The 23,006-nt window shown below is 57.6% G+C and carries 26 protein-coding genes; 14 read left to right on the top strand and 12 right to left on the bottom strand.

The features are described from left to right. Positions 1-41 precede the first annotated feature (41 nt). The 8 genes from JN524_RS24855 (at position 42) to JN524_RS24890 (ending at position 8,110) form a co-directional block, all read left to right on the top strand. Positions 42-935: a LysR substrate-binding domain-containing protein gene (locus JN524_RS24855; RefSeq protein WP_202371049.1), complete on the top strand. Its 894-nt coding sequence runs from the start codon at positions 42-44 to the stop codon at positions 933-935. A 219-nt stretch (positions 936-1,154) separates the two neighbouring features. Next, positions 1,155-1,988, top strand: a complete 834-nt coding sequence (fdhD, locus tag JN524_RS24860) for a formate dehydrogenase accessory sulfurtransferase FdhD (protein ID WP_202371050.1) — start codon at positions 1,155-1,157, stop codon at positions 1,986-1,988. Then, a complete protein-coding gene (gene moaC / locus JN524_RS24865; RefSeq protein ID WP_202371051.1) occupies positions 1,985-2,470 on the top strand; it encodes a cyclic pyranopterin monophosphate synthase MoaC in 486 nt (161 codons plus the stop codon). Before fdhD ends, moaC begins: the two co-directional genes overlap by 4 nt. Beyond that, positions 2,467-2,718, top strand: a complete 252-nt coding sequence (locus JN524_RS24870; protein ID WP_202371052.1) for a MoaD/ThiS family protein — start codon at positions 2,467-2,469, stop codon at positions 2,716-2,718. Before moaC ends, JN524_RS24870 begins: the two co-directional genes overlap by 4 nt. A 2-nt stretch (positions 2,719-2,720) precedes the next feature. Next, positions 2,721-3,182, top strand: a complete 462-nt coding sequence (gene moaE / locus JN524_RS24875) for a molybdopterin synthase catalytic subunit MoaE (RefSeq protein WP_202371053.1) — start codon at positions 2,721-2,723, stop codon at positions 3,180-3,182. Positions 3,183-3,422: 240 nt separating this feature from the next. Further along, positions 3,423-4,766, top strand: coding sequence for a chromate efflux transporter (gene chrA / locus JN524_RS24880; protein ID WP_202371054.1), 1,344 nt, complete (start codon positions 3,423-3,425; stop codon positions 4,764-4,766). Positions 4,767-5,314: 548 nt separating this feature from the next. Further along, positions 5,315-6,679, top strand: a complete 1,365-nt coding sequence (locus tag JN524_RS24885) for a glutamine synthetase family protein (RefSeq protein ID WP_202371055.1) — start codon at positions 5,315-5,317, stop codon at positions 6,677-6,679. A 147-nt stretch (positions 6,680-6,826) separates the two neighbouring features. After that, a complete protein-coding gene (locus tag JN524_RS24890; protein WP_202371056.1) occupies positions 6,827-8,110 on the top strand; it encodes an NAD(P)/FAD-dependent oxidoreductase in 1,284 nt (427 codons plus the stop codon). 177 nt (positions 8,111-8,287) lie between these two features. On the opposite strand, the gene JN524_RS24895 is transcribed toward JN524_RS24890, so the two are convergent. Together JN524_RS24895 and JN524_RS24900 are read right to left on the bottom strand one after the other, a co-directional pair. Then, complete coding sequence (locus JN524_RS24895) at positions 8,288-9,073, bottom strand: DeoR/GlpR family DNA-binding transcription regulator (protein WP_202371057.1); 786 nt, start codon at positions 9,071-9,073, stop codon at positions 8,288-8,290. Between the two features lie 252 nt (positions 9,074-9,325). Beyond that, entirely contained in the window at positions 9,326-10,219 is an 894-nt protein-coding gene (locus tag JN524_RS24900; RefSeq protein WP_202371058.1) for a LysR family transcriptional regulator, read from the bottom strand. 86 nt (positions 10,220-10,305) lie between these two features. Here JN524_RS24900 and JN524_RS24905 point away from each other — a divergent pair, with 86 nt between their 5' ends. Next, positions 10,306-11,082 (top strand): NAD(P)H-dependent oxidoreductase, encoded by a 777-nt coding sequence (locus JN524_RS24905; RefSeq protein WP_202371059.1) that lies wholly within the window; start codon positions 10,306-10,308, stop codon positions 11,080-11,082. A gap of 130 nt (positions 11,083-11,212) precedes the next feature. Here JN524_RS24905 and JN524_RS24910 read toward each other — a convergent pair whose 3' ends face one another. The 7 genes from JN524_RS24910 to JN524_RS27295 all read right to left on the bottom strand — a co-directional run bounded on the left by JN524_RS24910 (position 11,213) and on the right by JN524_RS27295 (position 15,286). Then, positions 11,213-12,232, bottom strand: coding sequence for an AbrB family transcriptional regulator (locus JN524_RS24910; RefSeq protein ID WP_202371060.1), 1,020 nt, complete (start codon positions 12,230-12,232; stop codon positions 11,213-11,215). A 142-nt stretch (positions 12,233-12,374) separates the two neighbouring features. Further along, complete coding sequence (locus JN524_RS24915; RefSeq protein ID WP_202371061.1) at positions 12,375-12,797, bottom strand: HD domain-containing protein; 423 nt, start codon at positions 12,795-12,797, stop codon at positions 12,375-12,377. Positions 12,798-12,812: 15 nt separating this feature from the next. Then, positions 12,813-13,193: a hypothetical protein gene (locus JN524_RS24920; protein ID WP_202371062.1), complete on the bottom strand. Its 381-nt coding sequence runs from the start codon at positions 13,191-13,193 to the stop codon at positions 12,813-12,815. Positions 13,194-13,394: 201 nt separating this feature from the next. Continuing rightward, a complete protein-coding gene (locus JN524_RS24925) occupies positions 13,395-13,808 on the bottom strand; it encodes a hypothetical protein (RefSeq protein WP_202371063.1) in 414 nt (137 codons plus the stop codon). A 131-nt stretch (positions 13,809-13,939) separates the two neighbouring features. Next, positions 13,940-14,278 carry a hypothetical protein gene (locus JN524_RS24930; protein ID WP_041073440.1) on the bottom strand — a complete coding sequence of 113 codons (339 nt, stop codon included), beginning with the start codon at positions 14,276-14,278 and terminating at the stop codon, positions 13,940-13,942. Positions 14,279-14,358: 80 nt separating this feature from the next. Then, positions 14,359-14,790: a hypothetical protein gene (locus JN524_RS24935; protein ID WP_041073442.1), complete on the bottom strand. Its 432-nt coding sequence runs from the start codon at positions 14,788-14,790 to the stop codon at positions 14,359-14,361. 70 nt (positions 14,791-14,860) lie between these two features. Further along, the gene (locus tag JN524_RS27295; RefSeq protein ID WP_237403166.1) at positions 14,861-15,286 is read right to left on the bottom strand and encodes a hypothetical protein; all 426 of its coding nucleotides are present in this window, start codon (positions 15,284-15,286) and stop codon (positions 14,861-14,863) included. Between the two features lie 588 nt (positions 15,287-15,874). Here JN524_RS27295 and JN524_RS24945 point away from each other — a divergent pair. The 5 genes from JN524_RS24945 to JN524_RS27605 all read left to right on the top strand — a co-directional run bounded on the left by JN524_RS24945 (position 15,875) and on the right by JN524_RS27605 (position 18,789). After that, complete coding sequence (locus JN524_RS24945) at positions 15,875-16,156, top strand: fructose-bisphosphate aldolase (RefSeq protein WP_103386517.1); 282 nt, start codon at positions 15,875-15,877, stop codon at positions 16,154-16,156. Positions 16,157-16,412: 256 nt separating this feature from the next. Then, entirely contained in the window at positions 16,413-16,775 is a 363-nt protein-coding gene (locus JN524_RS24950; protein ID WP_169429849.1) for a hypothetical protein, read from the top strand. Between the two features lie 121 nt (positions 16,776-16,896). After that, on the top strand, positions 16,897-17,637 hold the full coding sequence (locus JN524_RS24955) for a hypothetical protein (protein ID WP_202371065.1): 741 nt from the start codon (positions 16,897-16,899) through the stop codon (positions 17,635-17,637). Positions 17,638-17,674: 37 nt separating this feature from the next. Beyond that, positions 17,675-18,364, top strand: a complete 690-nt coding sequence (locus tag JN524_RS24960) for a pentapeptide repeat-containing protein (protein WP_202371066.1) — start codon at positions 17,675-17,677, stop codon at positions 18,362-18,364. Between the two features lie 38 nt (positions 18,365-18,402). Next, positions 18,403-18,789 (top strand): potassium channel family protein, encoded by a 387-nt coding sequence (locus JN524_RS27605; protein WP_202371067.1) that lies wholly within the window; start codon positions 18,403-18,405, stop codon positions 18,787-18,789. A 187-nt stretch (positions 18,790-18,976) separates the two neighbouring features. On the opposite strand, the gene JN524_RS24970 is transcribed toward JN524_RS27605, so the two are convergent. From JN524_RS24970 to JN524_RS24980, 3 genes are all read right to left on the bottom strand, one after another. Continuing rightward, positions 18,977-19,525: a cupin domain-containing protein gene (locus JN524_RS24970; protein ID WP_042558757.1), complete on the bottom strand. Its 549-nt coding sequence runs from the start codon at positions 19,523-19,525 to the stop codon at positions 18,977-18,979. 489 nt (positions 19,526-20,014) lie between these two features. Further along, a complete protein-coding gene (locus tag JN524_RS24975) occupies positions 20,015-21,298 on the bottom strand; it encodes an NAD(P)/FAD-dependent oxidoreductase (RefSeq protein ID WP_202371068.1) in 1,284 nt (427 codons plus the stop codon). Positions 21,299-21,349: 51 nt separating this feature from the next. After that, positions 21,350-22,840, bottom strand: a complete 1,491-nt coding sequence (locus tag JN524_RS24980; protein ID WP_202371069.1) for an aldehyde dehydrogenase — start codon at positions 22,838-22,840, stop codon at positions 21,350-21,352. Positions 22,841-23,006: the final 166 nt, after the last annotated feature.

The following is a 23,006-nucleotide window of genomic DNA, read 5'->3' on the forward strand; positions in this document are numbered from 1 at the left end:
CGTCAATACTCCATCCAATTTCTCAACGAGCAGGTGCCTGCGTGGACATCAAACAACTCAAGTTCCTGATCGCACTGGACGAAACCCGACACTTCGGCCAGGCTGCCGCACGCTGCCACATCACCCAGCCGACCCTGTCGATGCGCCTGCGCAATCTCGAAGACGAACTGGACCTGGTGCTGGTCAATCGCGGCCAGCGCTTTGAAGGTTTCACTGAGGCCGGCGAACGGGTACTGGCCTGGGCGCGCACGCTGCTGGCCGCACATGACGGTCTGTTCGCCGAAGCGGCGGCGTGCCGCGGGCAACTGGTCGGTAGCTTGCGCCTGGGTCTGGTGCCGCTGAGCAATTTCAACCCGGTCAATTACATTCAGAGTTTGTCCGGGACCTATCCGGAGCTGAAATTCAGTCTGTCGTCGGGGAGTTCCGACGAGATCATCGCCGGCCTTGGCAACAACCAACTGGACCTGGGCGTGTGCTATCTGGACCACGTCAACTCGAACTATTTCGATTTTTTCGAGATCGGCGAAACCCGCGTCGGGTTGCTTTATGACAACCGCCACTTCCATTTCGAAGGCTCGGAAATGAGCTGGGAAGACGCCGCCGAACTGCCGCTGGGGATGATCACCACCGGCATGCATTACCGCAAATCCATCGACCTGAGCTTCCGCAGTCGCGGGCTCAATCCGCAGCCGATCATGGAAAGCGATTCGACCTATCAGCTGCTACAGGCGATTCACCAGGGCTTCTGCTGCTCGATCATGCCGCTGGACAGCGGGCTGGAAGAGCCGATCGAACACCTGTCGTTCATGCAACTGCCGGATGCCAGCGTACTGGCGCCACTGGGGCTGGTGATGCGCAAGACCGAGCCGCGCTCGGCGATTGCCGAAAAGTGTTTCGCCGAGGCGCGGAAGATGTTTGGGGTTGAAGTAATTTAAGCCAGATCCCCCCCCTGTAGGAGCTGCCGAAGGCTGCGATCTTTTGATCTTGATTTTTGTTTTTAAGATCAAGATCAAAAGATCGCAGCCTTCGGCAGCTCCTACAGGGGTAGGCCTTGGTGATAGATCAGCCCGATCATCGCATCAGAACAAGCGATTGGACGCACTTTTGACTCCCCCGTAGCCTGAACCCACTTCAGCGCTTCGGGACTTTTCAAGATGCTCTGCCACGTCGAACCCACCACCGAACCCAACGCCCCCGCCCCGCAACCGTCACAGGTGGCGTTTCGCGAACACCTGCCGCACGCCCCGCTCTCGCACGCCGCCCTGGCTGCGGAAATTGCCTTGGCGATCACCTTCAATGGCCTGAGCCAGGCGGTGATGATGGTCTCGCCCGGCAACCTCGAAGACTTCATCCGGGGCTTCGCCCTGAGCAACGCGATCATCGACAGCGTCGACGAGATTTACGACATTCGCCTGAGCCATTTCGATCAGGCCTGTCAGGCTGACGTGCAGATTTCCAGCCGGGCGTTCTGGGCGCTGAAAGATCATCGTCGGCAAATGGCCGGCACCAGCGGCTGCGGCATTTGTGGCGTCGAGGCGCTGGAGCAGGCGTTGCCGCAACTGCAGATTCTGCAACCCTGCGCCCTGCCGCCGGCCGCGCATTTCGACGGTATCCGCCAACGCATCGAACAGGCTCAGCAACTGGCCCGCAGCAGCGGCGCCCTGCACGCGGCGCTGTACTTCGATGCCAGCGGTGAAGCGCTGCTGTGCCGCGAAGACATTGGCCGGCACAACGCGCTCGACAAGCTGATCGGCGCAATGCAAATCGCTGACGTCGATGTACGGCAGGGCTTCGTGGTGGTCACCAGCCGTTGCAGCCTGGAGCTGATCCACAAAGCCGTGCGCGCCCGCCTCGGCACCCTTGTCAGCCTGTCCGCCCCCACCGCATTGACGGTGCGTTGGGCGCTCAAGCATCGGCTCAATCTGATCCACGTGCCGCACCGCAACGCCCCGCGAATCTACAGCCCGATCCAGGAGCTTTTGCCATGAGTAACCCCCTCACCCACCTCGACGATCAGGGCCGCGCCAACATGGTCGACGTCAGCGACAAAGCCGCAACCCGCCGCGAAGCCACGGCGCAGGCCTGGGTGCAGATGCAACCGCAAACGCTGCAGATGATCCAGGCTAACGGTCACCCCAAGGGCGACGTTTTCGCCGCGGCGCGCATCGCCGGGATTCAGGCGGCCAAGCGCACCCACGAACTGATCCCGCTGTGTCACGCGCTGCTGCTCAGCTCGATTCACGTTGAACTCACGGCCTGCGAACCGGACCGCGTGCAGATCACCAGCACCTGCCGCCTCACCGGCCAGACCGGCGTCGAACTCGAAGCGCTGACCGCCGCCAGCGTCGCCGCATTGACGATCTATGACATGTGCAAAGCGGTGGACCGGGCGATGGTCATCAGCGACATCCGCCTGCTCAGCAAACACGGCGGACGCTCCGGGCATTTTCAATGGGAGAACGCGCAATGATCCTGATCAACTACTTCGCCAGCTACCGTGATCGCCTCAATCTGGGCGGGGAAAAAATCCCCTTGAGCGACAACCTGCGCAGCATCGAGGACGTGCGGCAGATGCTCATGGCTCGCGGTGAGGAATGGCGCGAAGTGCTCGGCGCCGGCAACCTGATGTGCGCGTTGAATCAGGAGCTGTGCCAACCGAGCGCGGCCATCGAAGACTACGACGAGATCGCGTTTTTCCCACCGGTCACCGGGGGCTGAGCATGACGGTTCGAGTTCAGTACAAAAGCTTCGACGTCGGCCAGTTGACCGCCGACCTGCATGCGCGCAATCCACGGGTCGGCGCGGTGGTGAATTTCATCGGTTATGTGCGCGATCTGAACATTGGCCAGAGCGTGAACGAGCTGTTCCTCGAACACTATCCGGGCATGACCGAAAAAGCCCTCGAACAGATCGCCGAAGAAGCGCGCCAGCGCTGGCCGCTGCTGGGAGTGGAGATTGTGCATCGGGTCGGCGCATTGTCGGTGTGCGAGCCGATCGTGTTCGTCGGTGTCAGCAGCAAGCACCGGCACATGGCGTTCGAGGCCTGCGCGTTTATCATGGACGTGCTCAAGACCCGCGCGCCGTTCTGGAAGCGCGAGACCACGGCGCAGGGTTCGCATTGGGTCGAGGCGCGGGAGAGCGACCAGAATGCGGCGCTGCGCTGGAGTCTGGCGCATGCCTGAAGAGCAAAAGCCCCTCACCCTAACCCTCTCCCCGAGGGAGAGGGGACTGATTGGGGAATATTGAAGAAATTCACCGAATTGAAAGATTGGTTCTGAATCCATAATCGACTCGATCTTTCAGGTCGATGGATAACGCCAGACACCTCGGTCGGCCCCCTCTCCCTCTGGGAGAGGGCTGGGGTGAGGGTTGAAAGTCTGATTAGATAGCCACTCCGCCAGGATTAAACTCCGGAGTCTCGTTTGAGCACAGCGCCCAACAACCTGCCCCGCCCCGCTCCCGTCACCCTGCGCCAAGCCTGGCGCTTCTGGTTCAAGCTCGGCTGCATCGGTTTCGGTGGCCCGGCCGGGCAGATCGCGATCATGCATCAGGAACTGGTCGAGCGCCGACGCTGGATCTCCGAGCGACGCTTTCTGCATGCACTCAACTACTGCATGTTGCTGCCCGGCCCCGAGGCCCAGCAACTGGCGACCTACATTGGCTGGCTGTTGCATCGCACCTGGGGCGGGGTGATTGCCGGGGCGCTGTTCGTGCTGCCGTCGCTGTTCATCCTGATTGCGCTGTCGTGGGTGTACATCGCGTTCGGTGATGTGCCGGTGGTGGCCGGGGTCTTCTACGGAATCAAACCGGCGGTGACCGCGATCGTCTTGCACGCAGCGCACCGTATCGGCTCGCGGGCACTGAAAAACAGTTGGCTGTGGGCGATCGCCGGGGCGTCATTCGTGGCGATTTTTGCCTTCAATCTGCCGTTCCCGCTGATCGTCCTCGGTGCAGCGTTGCTCGGCTATTTTGGTGGACGCCTGGCGCCGCAGCGCTTCAACAATGGCGGGCAGCGCAGCAGTGCCAAATCCTTCGGCACGGCGCTGATCGATGACGACACGCCGACACCTGAGCATGCGCGATTCAGCCTGCCGAAACTGTGGCGTCTGCTGCTGGTTGGCGCAGCGCTGTGGTGTTTGCCGATGGCGCTGCTGACCGCGCTGTTCGGCTGGGACGGTACGTTCACGCAAATGGGCTGGTTCTTCACCAAAGCCGCGTTGCTGACGTTTGGTGGCGCTTACGCGGTGTTGCCCTACGTCTATCAGGGCGCGGTCGGGCACTACGGCTGGCTGACGCCGACGCAGATGATCGACGGCCTCGCCCTCGGCGAAACCACGCCCGGGCCGCTGATCATGGTGGTAGCGTTTGTCGGTTTCATCGGCGGTTATGTGCAACCGACGTTCGGTGCGGAACATGCATTCGCCGCTGGCGCACTGGCGGCGACGCTCGTGACCTGGTTCACCTTCCTGCCCTCGTTCCTGTTCATCCTCGCTGGCGGGCCGTTGGTGGAATCAACGCACAACGAACTGAAGTTCACCGCACCGCTGACCGCGATCACTGCGGCAGTGGTCGGGGTGATTCTGAACCTGGCGTGTTTCTTCGCTTATCACGTGTTCTGGCCCAACGGTTTTGCCGGGCACGCGGATCTGTTTTCGATCGGGCTGGCGCTGCTGGCGGCGTTGGCACTGTTCATTTTCAAACGCGGCGTGATTGAAGTGTTGATCGTTTGCGCCATTGCCGGGCTGGGCTTGCACCTGCTGCGCTGAGCGTCGGCCAAAGAAGCAGGGGCACAATCAGCGGTTTACAGGCCCGCAGATTGCCCCTTACTATCCGGACACACCGGTCGGCGGGGCCATCCCGCCACCGACGTTTTCCGCCAACGGAAACACGCGTTATGAGCACGTCACCACAACAACCAGAAAGGTTGAACGTCTCCGCTGTGTGCGCCCTCTGTCACAGGGGCCGCGCATGAATCGCATCGTCAATCTCCCCATGGCCCTGCGCCGTTCCAAGCTGCGTCACTCCGCACGCCCGCCGGATATCGCCTGCTGACTCCGACAGTCAGAAAAGATCCATTGTGGTGAGGGGATTCATCCCCGATGGACTGCGCAGCAGTCCCTATCTTTTTGGCCCGCTACGCGCGCCGTCGGGGATAAATCCCCTCACCACAGGTTCAGTGTCACTTCCGACTGCCGGGCATTAGCGAAATACTTTTTTCTTTTTGATATCCCTGCCAGGACACCCACGCCTATTTACCGCGTCGTGTCCGGCCCGATTCTGCGCGCCCATGCGGCGCCATCGTGAGTGATTGACCATGAAATTCGCAGCCATCGAAGACGCACGCCTGTTCCTGGAACAGAATCCCGATATCGACATGATCGAGCTGTTCATCCTCGACGCCAACGGCGTGCCGCGCGGCAAGCTGTTGCACCGCGAAGAACTGCTTGCCGTATACGAAAGCGGTCGCCCGCTGCCCAGCACCATCCTTGGCCTGACCGTGCAGGGCGAAGACGTGGAAAACTCGGGTCTGGTGTGGGACGTCGGCGACATCGACTGCCGCGCCTACCCGCTCGAAGGCAGTCTGGTGCGCCTGCCATGGCGGCAGATTCCGACCGCGGCGGTGCAGGTCAGCATGCACCCCACCGAGGGAATGCCGGCGAGCATCGCCGACCCGCGTCATCTGTTGATCAAGGTGATCGACGGCCTCAAGGCCGAGGGTTACCACCCGGTGATGGCCTGCGAACTGGAGTTCTATTTGCTCGACGCCAAACGCGATCACAACGGCCGTCCGCAACCGGCGCTGGACGCCGACGGTGGCCGACCGCGACACACCCAAGTCTACGGTTTGCGTGAACTGGAACAGATCGAACCGTTCCTCGCCGACCTCTACAGCGCCTGCAAACTGCACGGCATTCCGGCGCGCACGGCGATCTCGGAGTACGCCCCAGGCCAGGTGGAAATCACCCTTGAACACGGCGACGCATTGCTCGCGATGGATCAGGCGGTGCGCTACAAACGTCTGGTCAAAGCGGTGGCGCACAAGCACGGCATGCAAGCGACGTTCATGGCCAAACCGTTCGATGATCTGGCCGGTACTGGCATGCACATGCACGTCAGCCTCGCCGATGCCGAAGGGCGCAATCTGTTCGCCTCCGAGGACCCGGCGGGCACCCCACTGCTGCGTACGGCGATTGGCGGCATGCTCGCTTCGCTGCTCGATACGCTGCTGCTGTTCTGCCCCAACGCCAACTCCTACCGCCGCTTTCAGGCCAACAGCTACGCACCATTGGCGCCCACCTGGGGCGTCGACAACCGTACTGTCAGCCTGCGCGTACCAGGCGGCCCGACCAATACCCGGCACATCGAACACCGCATCTGCGGCGCCGACGCCAACCCGTATCTGGCGGCGGCAGCGATCCTTGCCGGGATCCATCGTGGCATCCGCGAGAACCTGGATCCGGGCGCACCGGTCGAGGGCAATGGCTATGCGCAAGCCAAGGAATTGCTGCCGACCGACTGGCTGACGTCGCTGCAGGCACTGGAGAATTCTGCGTGGGCGCGGGATGCCCTGGGCCAGGAATTTCTCGGTGTGTATCTGGCGGTGAAGCGTGCCGAGTACCGGCAGTTCATGGCCGAGGTGGGTGAACAGGATTGGCGCTGGTATCTGACCGAAGCCTGACATACACCCTAAATCCTGTGGGAGCTGGCTTGCCAGCGATGGGGCCGGCAAATTCAGCATCTCTGGTGACTGATACTCCGCTATCGCTGGCAAGCCAGCTCCCACAGGGTCCTCGATTTGACTTCCGAATTTTGTGTGGACACCGACATGAGCCAACGCTGCAATTCCTACTACACCGCCACCCTCAACCAGGACACCGACTACCCGACCCTGCAGGGCCGGCATCAGGTTGATGTGGTGATCATCGGCGGCGGTTTCACCGGCGTCGCCACCGCCGTCGAACTCGCTGAAAAAGGCCTGAAAGTCGCCATCGTCGAAAGCCACAAGATCGGCTGGGGCGCCACCGGACGCAATGGTGGCCAAGTCACCGGCAGCCTCTCCGGCGATGGCGCGATGCGCAAACAGATGCGTCCGAAACTCGGTGATGACGTCAACGATTTCATCTGGCACCTGCGCTGGCGCGGGCATGAAATCATCCGGCAGCGCGTGGCGAAATATGGCATTCAGTGCGATCTCAAGCACGGTCATCTGCACGCTGCTTACAAGCCGAGCCACATGGACGGTTTGCGCAATGATTACGAGGAAGCCGTGCGTCGCGGCCTCGGAGACGAGGTCAGCCTGCTCGACCGCAGCCAAGTGCGCGACCTGCTGCAAAGCGACCTCTACCACGGCGCTATCAAGAACACCCGCAACATGCACCTGCACCCGCTCAACCTGTGCATAGGCGAAGCGCGGGCGGCGGAAAGTCTCGGTGCCTTGATCTTCGAGAACAGTGAGGTGCTGGAAATCATTCACGGCAAGACGCCAGGCGTGCGCACCGCCCACGGCCAGATCGATGCCAATCAAGTGATGCTCGCCGGCGACGTCTATCACAAGCTCGAACCGGGTCAGCTCAAGGGCAAGATTTTCCCGGCCATGGGCGGCATCGTCACCACCGCGCCGCTGGGTGATCTGGCGCGGCAGATCAACCCCGAAGACCTCGCGGTGTACGACTGCCGTTTCGTCCTCGACTACTACCGCCTCACGGCCGACGGGCGCCTGCTGTTCGGTGGCGGCGCCAACTACAGCGGCAAGGATTCACGGGACATCGCCGCCGAGCTGCGCCCGTGCATCGAGCAGACGTTCCCGGCGCTCAAAGGGGTGCAGATCGACTACCAGTGGAGCTGCGCGATGGGCATCGTGATCAACCGCATCCCGCAACTGGGCAAGCTTTCGGATAACGTCTGGTATTGCCAGGGCTACTCGGGACACGGCATCGCGACGACGCACATCATGGGCGAAATCATGAGCCGCGCGATCACCGGGCAGATGGAACAGTTCGACACCTTTGCGCAGTGCCAGCACATTCGGGTGCCGATGGGGGATTTGCTGGGCAATCCGTTGCTGGCGGCGGGGATGTGGTATTACCAGATGCTTGAACGCCTTCGCTGACACCCCCGATCCCTGTAGGAGCTGCCGCAGGCTGCGATCTTTTGATCTTGATCTTAAAAACAAAGTCAAAAGATCGCAGCCTTCGGCAGCTCCTACAGTGTCCGCGCGGTACACAACATCTAAAACCTGTGGGAGCTGGCTTGCCAGCGATGAGGCCATCTGCCTCAGCACAAAACCTCAGTCCGGCAACTGCTCCACCACAATCCCCAACCGCCGATAATCCTCGACACTCCCCGACGCCACATGCCGCTCGGTAATCAGCGTATGCAGGCGCGTACACGCGGCCACCACAAACGGCTCCACCGCCCCGAGCTTGTCTGCCGTGGTCACCGCGATCACCCGCGCTGCGCTGTCGAGCAGCGCTTGTTTCACCGGCACTTCATCGAAATGCAGCGAGGTGATGCCCACCTCCGGGTGAATCGCACAGACGCCGGTAAACGCCAGATCTGCCTTGATCCCGGCCAGCATGCGCACAGCCTCGTGCCCACTGGCCGACATCGTACGCGGGTTCAGTTGCCCACCCGCCAGAATCACTTTCACGCCCTCGTATTCGGACAAGGCAATCGCCGTCATCGGCGCGGCGGTCACCGCAGTGATCTGGATATCCGCGCGCAACGAGCGCGCCACCTGCAACGCGGTCGAACCGGAATCGAATAGCACAATCTGCCCGTCCTCGACCTTTTGCGCCGCCAACTGCGCCAGCCGCACTTTTACCTCATCTGTCTCTTCCAGCCGGGTGAAGTAATCCTTGCCGCTGTCCTTGGGCCTTGGCAGTGCCCCGCCATGCACGCGCTGCACCAGCCCGGCGTGGTCCAGTTCGGCGAGGTCGCGGCGGATTGTGTCTTCGGACACGGCGAAGTGCTGGCTCAACTCGGAGGCCATGACCCTGCCGTCGCGTTCGAGGATCAGGAGGATTTTCTGCCGGCGCAGGGATGGCAGTTCGGTGACCGAATGATCGTGCATGTTTTTGCCTGTTTGTGCTTGTAGTTGCAGGTTTCGCCGAGACTAGCGAAAGCCTTGGGCAAACACAAATCGGCCGGTATCAATTGTTTCAATCATTGGAATCAACATGCCGAATTTTTTCTTTGCATTCAGCCTGTTCAGAATGGCCTCACTTTAAAAAGGCTCAGGATGAACAGCTGATGAATCTCAATTTTGCGTTTGCGTGCATGATCGTTGTGTCTTTTGCGATTGCTCTGGGTCACGCCTGATACGTCACACCGACGCCGCCAGATGCTCACGCAACCATTTGTGTGCCGGGTCGCGATGCGCGCGCTCGCCCCAGAACATCGCCATTTCGTAGCCCGGCACCGGCAACGGCGCATCGACTATCTGCAACGCCGGGTTGTCACGCGCCAGCCGTGACGGCAGCATCGCCACCAGATCGGTACTCGCCAGCACCGACATCACCATCAGAAAATGCGGCACCGACAGCACCACTTTGCGCGCCAGGCCGACCTCGGCCAGCGCCTTGTCGGTCACCCCGAAAAAACCGCCGCCCTCGCGCGACACCATCACGTGTTCCAGCGCGCAGAACTGTTCGCGAGTCGGCTTACGCTTCAACCCCGGATGCCCGACGCGACCGGCCAACACGTAATGCTCGGTGAACAGCACCCGTTGATGCAGATCCAGCGGCGCCTCTTCGGTGATGTGCAGCGCCAGGTCAAACACGCCCTGCTCCGCTTGCTTGGCCAACTGCGCCGGCATCAGATCGAGCACCGCCAACCGCGTGCCCGGCGCCTGAGTGCGCAAACCGCTGAGCGCTGGCAGCACCACCGTCGATTCGCCGTAATCCGTCGCCGCAACTTTCCAGATGTGCCGGGCCTGCGCCGGATCGAACGCGCTGGCCGGCGCTACCGCGCGTTCCAGTGCTTCCAGTGCCTCGCGCAACGGTTCGCGCAATTCATCGGCCCGTGCGGTCGGGCGCATGCCCCGTGGCCCGGGCAGCAACAGCGGATCGCCGAAGATCTCGCGCAGCTTGGCCAGGTGCACGCTCACCGATGGCTGCGACAGGCTCAGGCGCTCTGCGGCGCGGGTTACGTTGTGTTCTGCCAACAACACGTCTAGGGTCAATAGCAAGTTGATGTCCAGACGTCGTAAATTATTCATGGCTATACCTGACATATCAGACATTCATTTCCAATATACCGATCAAGGATTGATCCTGCCTGCATTCAACCAAGGAGAGTTGCAACATGAATGTGCTACTGGTCTACGCCCACCCCGAACCCACTTCGCTCAACGGCTCGCTCAGGGACTTCACCGTCCAGCGTCTGCAAGCCGCCGGCCACACCGTGCAGGTCTCCGACCTGTATGCGATGAACTGGAAGACCACGATCGATGCCGATGATGCTCCGGAGCGCGACTCCAGTCGTCCGTTCGACGCCTCCGGCAATTCGAAACTGGCTTACGCCCAAGGCACCCAGGCCGCCGACATCGCCGCCGAGCAGGCAAAATTGCTCTGGGCCGACGCGCTGATCCTGCAATTTCCGCTGTGGTGGTTTTCCATGCCGGCGATTCTCAAGGGCTGGGTCGAGCGCGTGTACGCCTGCGGGTTTGCCTACGGCGTTGGGGAACACTCCGATTCGCGCTGGGGCGAGCGTTACGGCGAAGGGAAAATGAAAGGCAAACGAGCGATGTTGATGGTCACCACTGGCGGCTGGGACTCGCACTACAGCCCGCGCGGGATCAACGGACCGATTGATGACGTGCTGTTCCCGATCAATCACGGAATCCTGTACTACCCCGGTTTTGAGGTGGTGCCGCCGTTCGTGGCCTACCGCGTCGGTCGAATGGACGAGGCGAAATTTGCCGCCACTTGCGAGGAACTGGGCACGCGACTGGATGAGTTGTGGAGCACCCGGCCAATTGCGTATCGGCAGCAGAATGGCGGGGATTATGAGATTCCGGCGTTGACGCTCAAGGATGATGTCGCTCCGGGTGAGGAAGGCTTCGCCGCGCATCTGCGTTGACCCGAAAAAAAGATCGCAGCCTTCGGCAGCTCCTACAGGGAAAACGTAAATCCTCTGTAGGAGCTGCCGAAGGCTGCGATCTTTTGCTTCTAATGTGCTGGAGGCGCATCGGCACGACGTCCAGGCCGGATCAGCTTTGTTCCCGCGCCCGCCGCACCTGCACCAGCAACGCCGGCGCAAAGTGCAGCAGCACCATCCGCGCCAAGTGGTGCGTGAGGATGAACACTACATTCAAGCCACCGGCAAACGCGACAATCGCAATCGTCTCGATAGCCCCCGGCATGTACGCCAGCCACAGCGACAGCGGATCACTGCCCAGCCACCGCGCCGCCACTTCGGCGAAAACCGCCGCCACCACGATCATCAGGCCGACCGACACCAACGCCGTCCGCCCATGCCGCCCCAATTCCGCAAGGCCGAGCCCCTGAAAGCGCGAACCGATTCGCACGCCAAGAATCAGCGCCGCCAGGTTCAGGCTCCAGTCCGGCATGTGAAAGCCATGCAGCCATCCCGATTTCACAAACACCGCCGTCAGCAAAATCGCCGTCAGCATGAACGGCGCCGGCACGCCGATCACCAACAGCAGTCGCCCGATGACGATGCTCAAGCCGATCAGCGCCAGCACGGTCAACGCCATGCCCGTGCTCAACGGAGCGTTTTCAACCACCGCCACCGAGGCCTGCCCGGGAATCAAAAAGCTCACCAGCACCGTGATCAACAGCAAGCGCATCAGGTGCACGATGATGACTTTGCTTGAGGCCTTTTCCGACTCCAGTAAATCGAACACCGCCGCCAATGCACCGGGGTACACCGCCAACAGCGCATCGGTGCGATTCCATCCCGCGCCGCGAGTCAGCCACCATCCGGCGAGGGCGATCTGCACCGTCAGACACAGTAGCAACACGCCGAGGCTTGGCAACATCGCCGACGCCGTCGCACTGTCCCACGCTTCGAACATCAGCCCGGTGGCGATGCCCAGCGTGACCTGGATGTAGCCCAGGCCATGAGGGGTTGCCGGGGCAAAACCGCTGCGCGTGGTGACCAATGCGGTGACGAGGATCGCCCCCAGCAACAGGCCATGAGGAACACCGCTGACCTGCAACGCAGCGCCGACAGCGGCAGCGATCAACAAACACAGAATCGATTTCATTTTTTCGCCTTCCTGGCTATTTCCCTGATGTATTCCACTCCCCTGTAGGAGCTGCCGAAGGCTGCGATCTTTTGACTTTGATTTTTAGAAGCAAGATCAAAAGATCGCAGCCTTCGGCAGCTCCTACAGGGGGGATTCGTTCTTACGTGCGCAACCGCCCGATCGCGCGGCGGTATTTCTCGACCCGCTCCAGATCCTCCCAACTCGGCGAGGCGATCCGCGACAGGTCGCTGTTCTCTTCCAGATCCGCCAGTTTCACCACCCGACCAATCGGGTTCTGCGCCGCGCGCTCGACGAAATCCTCATAGGACTCGCCCGGCACTTTGGTCACGGATTCAATAGCGCGCAAAACGTCTTCACTGAAACCTTCCTTGCGCAAATCATCGAGGCTGATGCCGCAATCCTCGACCACATCGTGCAGCACGGCGACGATGCGCTCTTCCAGCGTGGTCATGCGCAACATGACTTTCAGCGGATGCAGAATGTACGGCGCACCACCCTTGTCGACCTGCCCGGTGTGGGCGGTGGCGGCGATGGCGATAGCGCGCTCTAGGGTCTGAGTCATGGAAGTCTCCGTGGGTTAAACGCCGTAACGGCCGCCGACATGAATGTTGCGTTTGAGCCAGTTGCCGATTGTTTTCAAGCGCCCCACTGGCTGGGAATGTTGTTCAAGAATCACGGAAACCAATATCGCCTGATCCGCCCCCGGATGCGCATCGATCACCTGCGCCACCCACGCACAATCGGCTTTCTGCAGATGCTCACGCCACTCGCCGGGCCACGCGTCCAGCTCATCCAGCGCCAACCACCGCGCCCCGCCCTGATTGGCATGCCCGCCGCCAATCGATTGCTCGAAACAGAACGGCGTCGCCGGTCGGGACAAGTCAATGCTGAAGATGTAGATGTCTTGAGTGGGGTGCTGCGGCGTGGGGGCGTTGTTGCGGCTGCCGATTTCGATCATGCGCGGTTCCGTCCGTGGGTGAGGCGTTACAACTTGTTTCGCAGTCTACGACGTGGTGTCGATGGGGGGAACCTTTGGCGATGAACCGGGTTGTGACAAGTGAAAAGTTTGACTGGGCAGTCCGGGAATTGCGTTTCAGCCGCCCAGAAAAAAGGGACACCGTTGGGTGTCCCTTTTTGCGTTTGGATTCAGGCCGACGGATCAGCGCTTCATGGCTTCGCACTGACTGCGCAGATCATGATCGCTGATGGACGAACAACTACTGCCTTTCTTCGCTTCACAAAAGGCACGTTGGTCATGATCACCAATGCTTGAACAAGAACTGCCTTTCTCCGCTTCGCAGGCCGAGCGCATGTCATGGTCGCCAATGGACGAACAACTACTACCCTTTTTGGCCTCGCAATAAGCACGCTGGTCATGATCGCCGATGCTTGAACACGAACTGCCTTTCTCCGCTTCGCAGGCCGAACGCAGGTCGTGGTCACCGATGGAAGAACAGCTGCTGCCTTCCTGCCTGGCCTGGCAATAACTGCGCTTGTCGTGATCACTGATGCTGGAACAACTGGCGGAAACGTAGCCGCTGAACAGCAACAACATCGCAAGAATAAGTTTCATCTCACACTTCCCTGGATTGCCAGGAAACAGCCTGGCTCTGCTTGATCCACTCAATGAGAGTTGCGATGCGTCAACACAAATCCAAAAAGCGACGAATCATTTGAATGATTCAGTCACCTTTTCACTTGCTTTTATTCTTTTGGCGTACTGACCAAGCATGCAGCGAAATATTTGTTCTGGAATTCCGTAGTCGCAACCTTTTGCTGCTCTTCAGTTTCTCGTCGCGGCTCTTCAAATGCGTCTTGAATAAGCTTCTGGTACATCTTGGCGATGAACTTATTATCATTTTTTTCGGAGATTTCCCAAAGCGTCGCCATGGGAGCACCCTCCTGTCGCGCTTGCATGACGACCATTGCAGCATTTTCCAGGATATTGCAGCCTTTCAAATATTCGGCCTTGGAGATGCCGGCTTGAGCAGAGATGCTTACGGTAAGTAATGCTGCACCGGTAAAAAGACGTTTGCTTAGCACAGATGGTCTTCCTTGAAAAATTGGCCCGGGACTCTATCACTGATATCGCAATGCCATCAAATCGATCTAACCTGCAAGAATCAGCGCTTCATCGCTTCGCACTGAGCACGCAAGTCCTGGCTACCGATTCCGTTGCAGCTGCCACCATTTGTCTTGGCCTCACAGAACCGGCGCTGATCCTGATTATCGATACCGTTGCAACTGGCGCCACCCGTTTCTGCCTCGCACATTCTTCGTAAGTCCTGACTGTTGATACCATTGCAACTGCCACCGCGAGTCTTAGCCTCGCAATAACGGCGCTGATCCTGATTATCGATGCCGTTGCAACTGCCGCCCCCCGTTTCCGCCTCGCAGGCTCTGCGCAGATCTTGATTGTTGATACCGTTGCAACTGCCTCCTTCCGATTTGGCTTCGCAATAGCGCCGTTGATCCTGATCAGCGATCCCCATACAGCCAGCAAATGCTTGCCCTGCAAAAGCAAACATCAACAACGTTGCAAGCATTCGTTTCATTGCGCATTTCCCTGGGTTGCCAGGAAGCAGCCTGGCTCTGCTTGATGCAATCACTGAGCGATTTATTGCTTCAACGTTTCATGGCTTCGCACCGGGTGCGCAGGTCATGGTCGCCAATATTTCCGCAACTACCGCCGCCGGTCGTGGCATTGCAATAAGCTCGTTGATCATGGTCATCGATGTTCCCGCAAGAACTGCCGCCCTGCTCCGCGTTGCACCGCGCACGCAAGTCGTGATCATCGATATTGCCGCAACTGCTGCCGCTCTTTTTGGCGTTGCAGTAGGCGCGCTGGTCATGGTCGTCAATGTTGCCGCAGGAACTGCCGCCCATCTCCGCGTTACACGCCGCCCGCAAATCGTGATTATCGATATTGCCGCAACTGCTACCGCTCTCCCTTGCATTGCAATAGGCACGCTGATCGTGGTCATCAATGTTGCCGCAACTGGCAAAGCTGTAGCCGCTGAACATCAACAACATTGCGAGTAATAGTCTCATCACACACTTCCTTGGTTGACCAGGAACCAGCCTGGCACTGCTTGAACCGATGAATGAGCGTCGCGACACGCCATCAAATTGACATCGGTTTTGGGGAAAGTTCCGGGGTTGGAATGTGTGATGATTTTTTTGATCTGAAAGCGCCGTAGGAAATTACTCCGCGTGGTGAGGGAGGTTGTTCTTGTGGGGCTGCGAAGTGGGTCGAAACATGGCGAGTCAATTTCCCCTGCTACTCCGCAGCCCTTGATTTACAAGGGTTGCGCCGCTGACCGGGAGCTAAAGCGCTGCCCACACGTGGTGATCTCACGTCCTACAGTCTGATTGCGACGATGGGAATCGGTACCTAGAGTGGGTCTGTCGCTGAACGAATTTGGCGATAGGGTTTCGCAGCCCTTAAGATTGACACCCTGTTCCGTCTGGCACGGCCGACTCCCGGCTGCGCAATTTTTATGGCGGTTGTGCGTGGGAGACTTTCGGGTCTGCCGGGTCTTGGTGTTAATCCTCCGGTCTGCGAACCCGCGCATAGCTGCCACCCATTTTGTTTCGCAGCAGGACGGTGGCAATTCTCCTCATTAAAGGATTAGCACCATGGCGAACAAAAAACCGCTCTACTACTGCGCTGACATGTCCTATCCGGCTTCGGATCACCCTGTCCTGCTGATTAATGCCGAAGCCCCCTTAAGTGACCTACATGCCTGTGCATCCGAACGCCTTGAGGCAGTCCTCAAGTATCTAGATCTCATGGCGTGCACCAGCCTCCCCGACCATTCCGAACACGACATCAGCACCATCACCACGATCGCGAGAATCCTGGTGCAGGACGTGAGAGACGTATTTCGGGTAATTGGGCAACGAGCAATCGAATCCTGACCCAAGCGTTCTGCCCCCCCTTTGAAACCATAAAAAACCGCGATATCGCGGTTTTTTAGTCCTTTGGATGGATCGGAGTAGAAAACTCAGTCGCAAAATCGGCTGACGCTCCGCCGGCTAGCGACTTTGGTCTCAAAGTCTTCCACTGACAAAAACTTAGTGGCACTCTGATATCCGGCATTGAACGGTGTACTGAGGATCTTCGATCCTGATCAGCGACAATCACGGCAACAGTAGACGAGGAAAGGATATCTCCATGAAAAAATTGCTCTGCATTCTCACATTCTTCAGCTCATTTTCTTGTTCCGCCGCGACAATTCTCAATCCGATGGATTTCGACGGTTCAGAGGCACAGAAACAACAGGTCATTGATTCCATCACCGCAACGGTGAGGAAGGACTACTGCGAAAAAATCGACATGTGTCAGGAAAGCACTCTTCGCATGATGGAAAAGAAGAATCTTGACTCCTTCAAAGAAGCGACTAAAGCCACAGATCGAAAAATAATGAACGCAGTGATTCATGACTACTGCGAGAAAATTGACATGTGTAATTACAGCACTATATGGATGATGTATAAGAAAAATTTTGAAGCCAAGAACAAAAGCCTTACATGGTAGTTAAAGTACGAAACTTAAAGGTGACAGATCTACAAAACGCCACACAAATAAAGCTGTCAACCTCTCACCTTTTCAGCAAGAACACAAGCGATCATTAGTCAGCCGAAAAACGGATATTAAAATGAGCAATAATTCTGAAAAAAACTGGTGGGAATTTTACGGAATAAGATATGCACAAGGAACTGTAATTGGTGCAATGATCGTATATTTTTTATTTTCACAAAACAGCAACTTAAAAAAACTTCTATTCATGCCCACAGAGGCTAAAGACTTCGGAGTAGCTCACCTCACACTGCTTGCGATATATGGTCTGACATATTGCTACATTGCGAGCGCGCCAATTCTAGTAATGCATGCGGGTCGAGCCTTAATATTCAAAAGCGCTGTGAATCCCACACCTTATAAGGGAGCATCAATACGCATCCTATCGCTACTCACAATATCAATAGGAATACCCGCTTTTCTTTCCTCAACCAATAAAATAAGCAATGCAGAAACCGGAGCACTAACCGCATACCTAATACTTGTATTACTCCAACTGCAAATCGTTACAAGAATTATAAGTGGCAGTTGGAGTATAGCAATAACATTTTACACAGCAATCATAGACAAGAGAAAAGAGCCCAAACACGCCGAATACATCGAATCCTACAGACACATGAGAGAACACGGCAACTCTTTTCTAATTGTTATATTTCAAATGCTACTTGCAGTTCCTTTATACATACTTGCATGCTCCCCAGAACTCCCAGCAACAACCTCCATAACTAACTTATTTATGATAATTTTTTTCTGGACGGTTCCCGCCGCTTTCATTTGGGCGTACGCCACGAAAATCGAAAACAATATTCAAAATCTATAACCGCACACCAAAAAAAAGCAAAAACATGGAAGACAACATGACAGATGAAACCGTAGAAACCCCTAACAAATCTCATTACGAACTATTGCTTAGATGTGCACAAAAAGAAGACTTTAGCGAGTGGAACGACTTCGTATCTATTAGTGATGACATTATAAAGCTTCGTGGAGCTGACTTAAGCGGGCTCACGTTAACATCCATTTTACTCACGAACAAAAAAGGCAAAGGCGCAGATCTTTACGCCGCAAACTTAGAAAACTCAAAAATTGATACAATCGACTTCTCAGAGGTACACCTTTCAAAAGCAAACTTTCGAAACGCTAAAATTTCAAACTGTTTATTTTCAGAAAGCACCTGCATAAAAACAAATTTCACAAGCGCAACATTTGTACTTGTAAACTTTTCTCGGGCAAACTTACATCAAGCAAATTTCAGAAAAACTGAATTTTATGAATGCGACTTTTATGAAGCATTATTTACGATGGCAAATGTGGAGAGTGCAAAATTCATGGGTGGCGGACGCAACCCTTTTTTAAAAAAAAAGAGCAACGACGAAACATGTGCGGAGCATCGTTCAACAGAGCGAAATTTAACAATGCCACCTATTTCGATTTATTTAACATATCTAAAAACACTGATTTCAGATCTAGCACTTTCGAAAACTCGACATTTTCGTGCGGCCTTAAACAATCACTACAATACTGCAATCGCCGACACAACTGGATAGATTGGTATAGAGATCAAGGACACCTTAAAAGCTTTCTGGTGAGAACATTCTGGTTACACTCCGACTATGGAAGATCAGCAAGACATGTTATCTATGCCTTCCTAATCGCCTCCATATTTTTCGCCTCAATATATTTTCTCTTTCCAGGACTCATCAAAGGTCTAAGCACGCACCAACCCGTACAATCTCTTTATTTCTCCATAGTTACGATGACAACATTAGGCTATGGTGACATGTCAGCATCCCCAGGCAGTTGGACAGCCCAATGCGTAATAATCACGCAGGTTCTTTATGGGTATGTATTACTAGGCGCATTAGTATCCCTTTTAGCAAATATTTTCATTGCAGACGGACCTGCTCGCGGCCTGATCAAACATCCGGCTCCTCCGGTAAAAATAATGATAAAAACAATAAAGTCTATTTAGCGATCAGTCCACGGAAGCGCATGTAAACTTAAAAATAAAAGACGTCTAAAAAATATAATCTAGAGGCAATTAGCCGACAGCAAGAAACCATCCATTGTAGTAGCTACGAAAAAATTTGCCGGCAGTATTTGCACGCCGGCTTTTACTTTAAACATAAAATTATAATCACGCGCTGCAGTTGTACGAATCAAAAATTCGCAGGCGTATTCGCACTAATAATCTCAGCCTCATCCGCCCCTATATTCCGGAACTTATGCGGCAGCGTCGTCGGAAAGTAATACCCATCCCCCGCATTCAACACACTCACCGACCCATCCACCGTCAACTCCACGGTGCCGCGCGTCACCAACCCACACTCCTCACCTTCCGAGTGAACAATCGGCTCTTCCCCGGAACTCGCGCCCGGTGCGTATTGCTCGCGCAGCAAGCGCATCTGGCGGCTGGGGACCGAGGCGCCGATCAGCAGCAGGCGCAGGCCGTGGCGGCCCAGATCGGGTTGTTCGTTGGCGCGGAAGACGTATTGGTGTTCGCGCGGGGGCTGGTCGAAGGTGAAGAAGTCGGCCAGGGACATCGGGATGCCCTCGAGCAGCTTTTTCAGCGAGCTGACGGAAGGACTGACGCGATTCTGTTCGATCAGGGAGATGGTGGCATTGGTCACGCCGCTACGCCGGGCCAGCTCGCGCTGGGAGAGTTTGTAGCTTTCGCGTACTAGTTTGAGTCGAGAACCCGTATCCATGACAGCCTTATGTGAGAACGACTTAAGGGCGATGGGGGTGGGTGGCGGGTGACGCGCCGAGGGCGCGGATCACGTTGCTCCCGTGTCCCGGAACCGTGAAAGGCGGCTATTAAATCACGTTTGCAGATGTTGCTCAGCAGGTTCGATGGACGGTGCAGCAAAAGTCCTTGTTGCCTTGGTAATACAGTCACTGCGGGAGCGAGCCTGCTCGCGAAAGCGGAGTGTCAGACGACATGGAGGTTGGCTGATATGGCCTCTTCGCGAGCAGGCTCGCTCCCACAGTTGGATCTCTTTTGTATCAGTTGGCTTTGTGGCGGTTGTCAGGGAGTCATCGCTGGCAAGCCAGCTCCCACAGGGTTTGCAGTGTTTCTGTGGGAGTGATGGTGCCTGTACTGGCGCCATCGCGAGCAGGCTCACTCTTACAGTGGGCACCTTGGTGTTTAAGGTAAAAAACCGGCGGGGTCTTGGGGACCGCCGCCGGGGAGGTAACTAGATGCCGAAGCGGTCGCGCAGCGAGTAGTAGACGGCGCCGAGGGCGGTCAATGGGGCGGAGAAGGTGCGGCCGCCGATCATTGGCATGTGTGGCAGGGAGGCGAAGGCGTCGAAGCGTTCGGCGTCGCCACGGATCATTTCCGAAATCAGTTTGCCGGCCAGGTGCGAGCAAGTGACGCCGTGACCGCTGTAGCCTTGCATGTAGTAGGCGTTTTTCTCGATGCGGCCGAATTGCGGCATGCGTGACATGGTCAGCAGGAAGTTGCCGGTCCAGCGGTAGTCGATTTTCACGTCCTTGAGCTGCGGGAAGGTCTTGAGGATCTTCGGCCGGATCAGTTGTTCGATGTCATCCGGCTCGCGCGCGCCGTAAACCACGCCGCCGCCGTACAGCAGACGGTTATCGGCCGTCAGACGGTAGTAATCCAGCAGGTAGTTGCAGTCTTCCACGCAATAGTTGTTGGTGATCAGGCTGCGCGCCTGCTTCTCGGTCAGCGGTTCGGTGACGACGATCTGCGAGCCGCACGGCATGCTTTTCGCGGTCACGCGGTTGTCCAGACCTTGCGGCAGGTAGGCGTTGCCGGCGATCAGCAGATACTTGGCACGCACCTGGCCTTTGGCGGTGCGCACGACATTCGGCTCGCCGTACTTGATTTCCACGGCTGCCGATTGCTCGTAAATCTTGCCGCCCAGACGCACGATGGCCGCGGCTTCACCGAGAGCGAGGTTCAGCGGGTGAACGTGGCCGCCCTGCAGATCCAGCAGGCCGCCAACATAGGCGTCGGAGCCGATTTCGCGACGGATGTCAGCGGCATCGAGCATCTTCAGGCTCTTGTTGCCGTAACGTTCCCAACTGCGCTTCTGCTCGGCCAGGCCGTTGAGCTGTTTCTTGTTCATCGCTGCGAAAATGCCGCCCGGGCGGTAGTCGCATTTGATGTCGTATTCCTTGATCCGCGAACGGATGATATCGGCGCCTTCGAAGATCATGCTGCCGAGGATTTCCGCCGTCTTGTCGCCGTAGCGTTCTTCGATCACATCGACGTCGCGGCTGTAGGAGTTGACCAGTTGCCCGCCGTTGCGACCGCTGGCGCCGTAGCCGACTTTCGCCGCTTCCAGCACCGTGACTTTGTAGCCGGCCTCGGTGAGGAACAGCGCCGAGGACAGGCCGGTGTAGCCGGCACCAATGATGCAGACATCGCACTCGACCGACTCTTCAAGGGTCGGGAAGTCGATGACTTCGTTGCGCGTGGCGGCGTAGTAGCTGTTGACGTGTTGTTGCTTCATTTTATTGTTCTCCGAGGGTCGCCCATCAAGGGCGACCACCGCTGTAGAAAATCAGAGCTTGATCCAGGTCGCTTTCAGCTCGGTGTACTTGTCGAACGCGTGCAGCGATTTGTCGCGACCGTTGCCCGACTGTTTGAAGCCGCCGAACGGTGCGGTCATGTCGCCGCCGTCGTACTGGTTGACCCAGACGCTGCCGGCCCGCAGGCCACGGGCGAAGGTGTGCGCCTTGCTCAGGTTGCTGGTCCAGACACCAGCAGCGAGGCCGAAGATGCTGTCGTTGGCGATCTGCAGCGCTTCTTCAACGGTGTCGAAGGTGATCAGCGACAGCACCGGGCCGAAGATTTCTTCGCGGGCGATGGTCATGGCGTTGGTCACGCCGTCGAAGATCGCCGGTTGCACATAGAGGCCACCGGTTTCTTCGAGGGTGCGCTGGCCGCCGGCAATCAGCTCGGCGCCCTGCTCGCGACCGATGCTGATGTAGCGCAGCACGTTTTCCAGTTGACGCTGATCCACAACGGCACCGACGGTGGTCGCCGGGTCGAGGGCGTGCCCCGGTTTCCACGCTTGCAGCGCTTCCACCAACAGCGGAATGAATTGCTCGCGGATCGAACGCTCAACCAACAGACGCGAACCGGCGGTGCAGACTTCGCCCTGATTGAAAGCAATGGCGCCGGCTGCTGCCTGAGCTGCCGCGCGCAAGTCCGGGGCGTCGGCAAACACCACGTTCGGGCTCTTGCCACCGGCTTCGAGCCAGACGCGTTTCATGTTGCTCTGGCCGGCATAAATCATCAGTTGTTTGGCAATCGCCGTGGAGCCGGTGAAGGCCAGCACGTCGACGTCCATGTGCAGCGCCAGCGCCTTGCCAACGGTGTGACCGAAACCCGGCAACACGTTGAACACGCCTTTCGGAATGCCCGCGTCCAGCGCCAATTGAGCGATGCGGATCGCGGTCAGCGGCGACTTTTCCGATGGTTTGAGAATAAACGAGTTGCCGGCGGCCAGGGCCGGGGCGAATTTCCAGCTGGCCATGATCAGCGGGAAGTTCCACGGCACGATCGCGGCGACTACGCCGGATGGCTCGCGGGTCACCAGACCGAGTTGATCGTGCGGGGTGGCGGCGACTTCGTCGTAGATCTTGTCGATTGCTTCGGCGCTCCAGCGGATCGCGTTGGCGGTCGCCGGGATATCGATGCTCATCGAGTCGCTGATCGGTTTACCCATGTCGAGGGTTTCCAGCAGCGCCAGTTCTTCCTGGTGTTGCAGGATCAGATCGGCGAAGCGGATCAGGATGCGTTTGCGCTCGGCCGGGGCCTTGTGCGCCCACACGCCGGAGTTGAACGACTGGCGTGCGACTTCGACGGCGAGGTTGGCGTCGGCTTCATCGGTGCTGGCCACGGAGGCGAGAAAACGGCCGTCGACGGGGCTCAGGCATTCAAAGGTGGCGCCGCTGATCGCCGGGCGATATTCACCGTTGATGAACGCGCGGGATTCGATGCTCAGGGACTGGAAGCGTTGTTCCCAGTCGTTGCGTGTGGTTGTCATTGTTGTGGCTCGACAAGGGGATTGGGGGATATCTGGTACTCCGCCCCCTGTAGGAGCTGCCGCAGGCTGCGATCTTTTGATCTTGCTTCTAAAAATCAAAGTCAAAAGATCGCAGCCTTCGGCAGCTCCTACAGGGAATGGTGGTGAGACCGTCACCAGCCATTAC

It is taken from the genome of Pseudomonas sp. MWU318 (assembly GCF_016756945.1).
GTDB lineage: Bacteria > Pseudomonadota > Gammaproteobacteria > Pseudomonadales > Pseudomonadaceae > Aquipseudomonas > Aquipseudomonas putida_A.

Bases quoted from the DNA above. Each gene is read 5' to 3' on its own strand.
- fdhD (WP_202371050.1), top strand. From the start codon at position 1,155: ATGCTCTGCCACGTCGAACCCACCACCGAACCCAACGCCCCCGCCCCG.
- moaC (WP_202371051.1), top strand. From the start codon at position 1,985: ATGAGTAACCCCCTCACCCACCTCGACGATCAGGGCCGCGCCAACATG.
- JN524_RS24870 (WP_202371052.1), top strand. From the start codon at position 2,467: ATGATCCTGATCAACTACTTCGCCAGCTACCGTGATCGCCTCAATCTG.
- moaE (WP_202371053.1), top strand. From the start codon at position 2,721: ATGACGGTTCGAGTTCAGTACAAAAGCTTCGACGTCGGCCAGTTGACC.
- JN524_RS24885 (WP_202371055.1), top strand. From the start codon at position 5,315: ATGAAATTCGCAGCCATCGAAGACGCACGCCTGTTCCTGGAACAGAAT.
- JN524_RS24890 (WP_202371056.1), top strand. From the start codon at position 6,827: ATGAGCCAACGCTGCAATTCCTACTACACCGCCACCCTCAACCAGGAC.
- JN524_RS24895 (WP_202371057.1), bottom strand. From the start codon at position 9,073: ATGCACGATCATTCGGTCACCGAACTGCCATCCCTGCGCCGGCAGAAA.
- JN524_RS24900 (WP_202371058.1), bottom strand. From the start codon at position 10,219: ATGAATAATTTACGACGTCTGGACATCAACTTGCTATTGACCCTAGAC.
- JN524_RS24905 (WP_202371059.1), top strand. From the start codon at position 10,306: ATGAATGTGCTACTGGTCTACGCCCACCCCGAACCCACTTCGCTCAAC.
- JN524_RS24910 (WP_202371060.1), bottom strand. From the start codon at position 12,232: ATGAAATCGATTCTGTGTTTGTTGATCGCTGCCGCTGTCGGCGCTGCG.
- JN524_RS24915 (WP_202371061.1), bottom strand. From the start codon at position 12,797: ATGACTCAGACCCTAGAGCGCGCTATCGCCATCGCCGCCACCGCCCAC.
- JN524_RS24920 (WP_202371062.1), bottom strand. From the start codon at position 13,193: ATGATCGAAATCGGCAGCCGCAACAACGCCCCCACGCCGCAGCACCCC.
- JN524_RS24925 (WP_202371063.1), bottom strand. From the start codon at position 13,808: ATGAAACTTATTCTTGCGATGTTGTTGCTGTTCAGCGGCTACGTTTCC.
- JN524_RS24935 (WP_041073442.1), bottom strand. From the start codon at position 14,790: ATGAAACGAATGCTTGCAACGTTGTTGATGTTTGCTTTTGCAGGGCAA.
- JN524_RS27295 (WP_237403166.1), bottom strand. From the start codon at position 15,286: ATGAGACTATTACTCGCAATGTTGTTGATGTTCAGCGGCTACAGCTTT.
- JN524_RS24945 (WP_103386517.1), top strand. From the start codon at position 15,875: ATGGCGAACAAAAAACCGCTCTACTACTGCGCTGACATGTCCTATCCG.
- JN524_RS24950 (WP_169429849.1), top strand. From the start codon at position 16,413: ATGAAAAAATTGCTCTGCATTCTCACATTCTTCAGCTCATTTTCTTGT.
- JN524_RS24955 (WP_202371065.1), top strand. From the start codon at position 16,897: ATGAGCAATAATTCTGAAAAAAACTGGTGGGAATTTTACGGAATAAGA.
- JN524_RS24960 (WP_202371066.1), top strand. From the start codon at position 17,675: ATGACAGATGAAACCGTAGAAACCCCTAACAAATCTCATTACGAACTA.
- JN524_RS24970 (WP_042558757.1), bottom strand. From the start codon at position 19,525: ATGGATACGGGTTCTCGACTCAAACTAGTACGCGAAAGCTACAAACTC.
- JN524_RS24975 (WP_202371068.1), bottom strand. From the start codon at position 21,298: ATGAAGCAACAACACGTCAACAGCTACTACGCCGCCACGCGCAACGAA.
- JN524_RS24980 (WP_202371069.1), bottom strand. From the start codon at position 22,840: ATGACAACCACACGCAACGACTGGGAACAACGCTTCCAGTCCCTGAGC.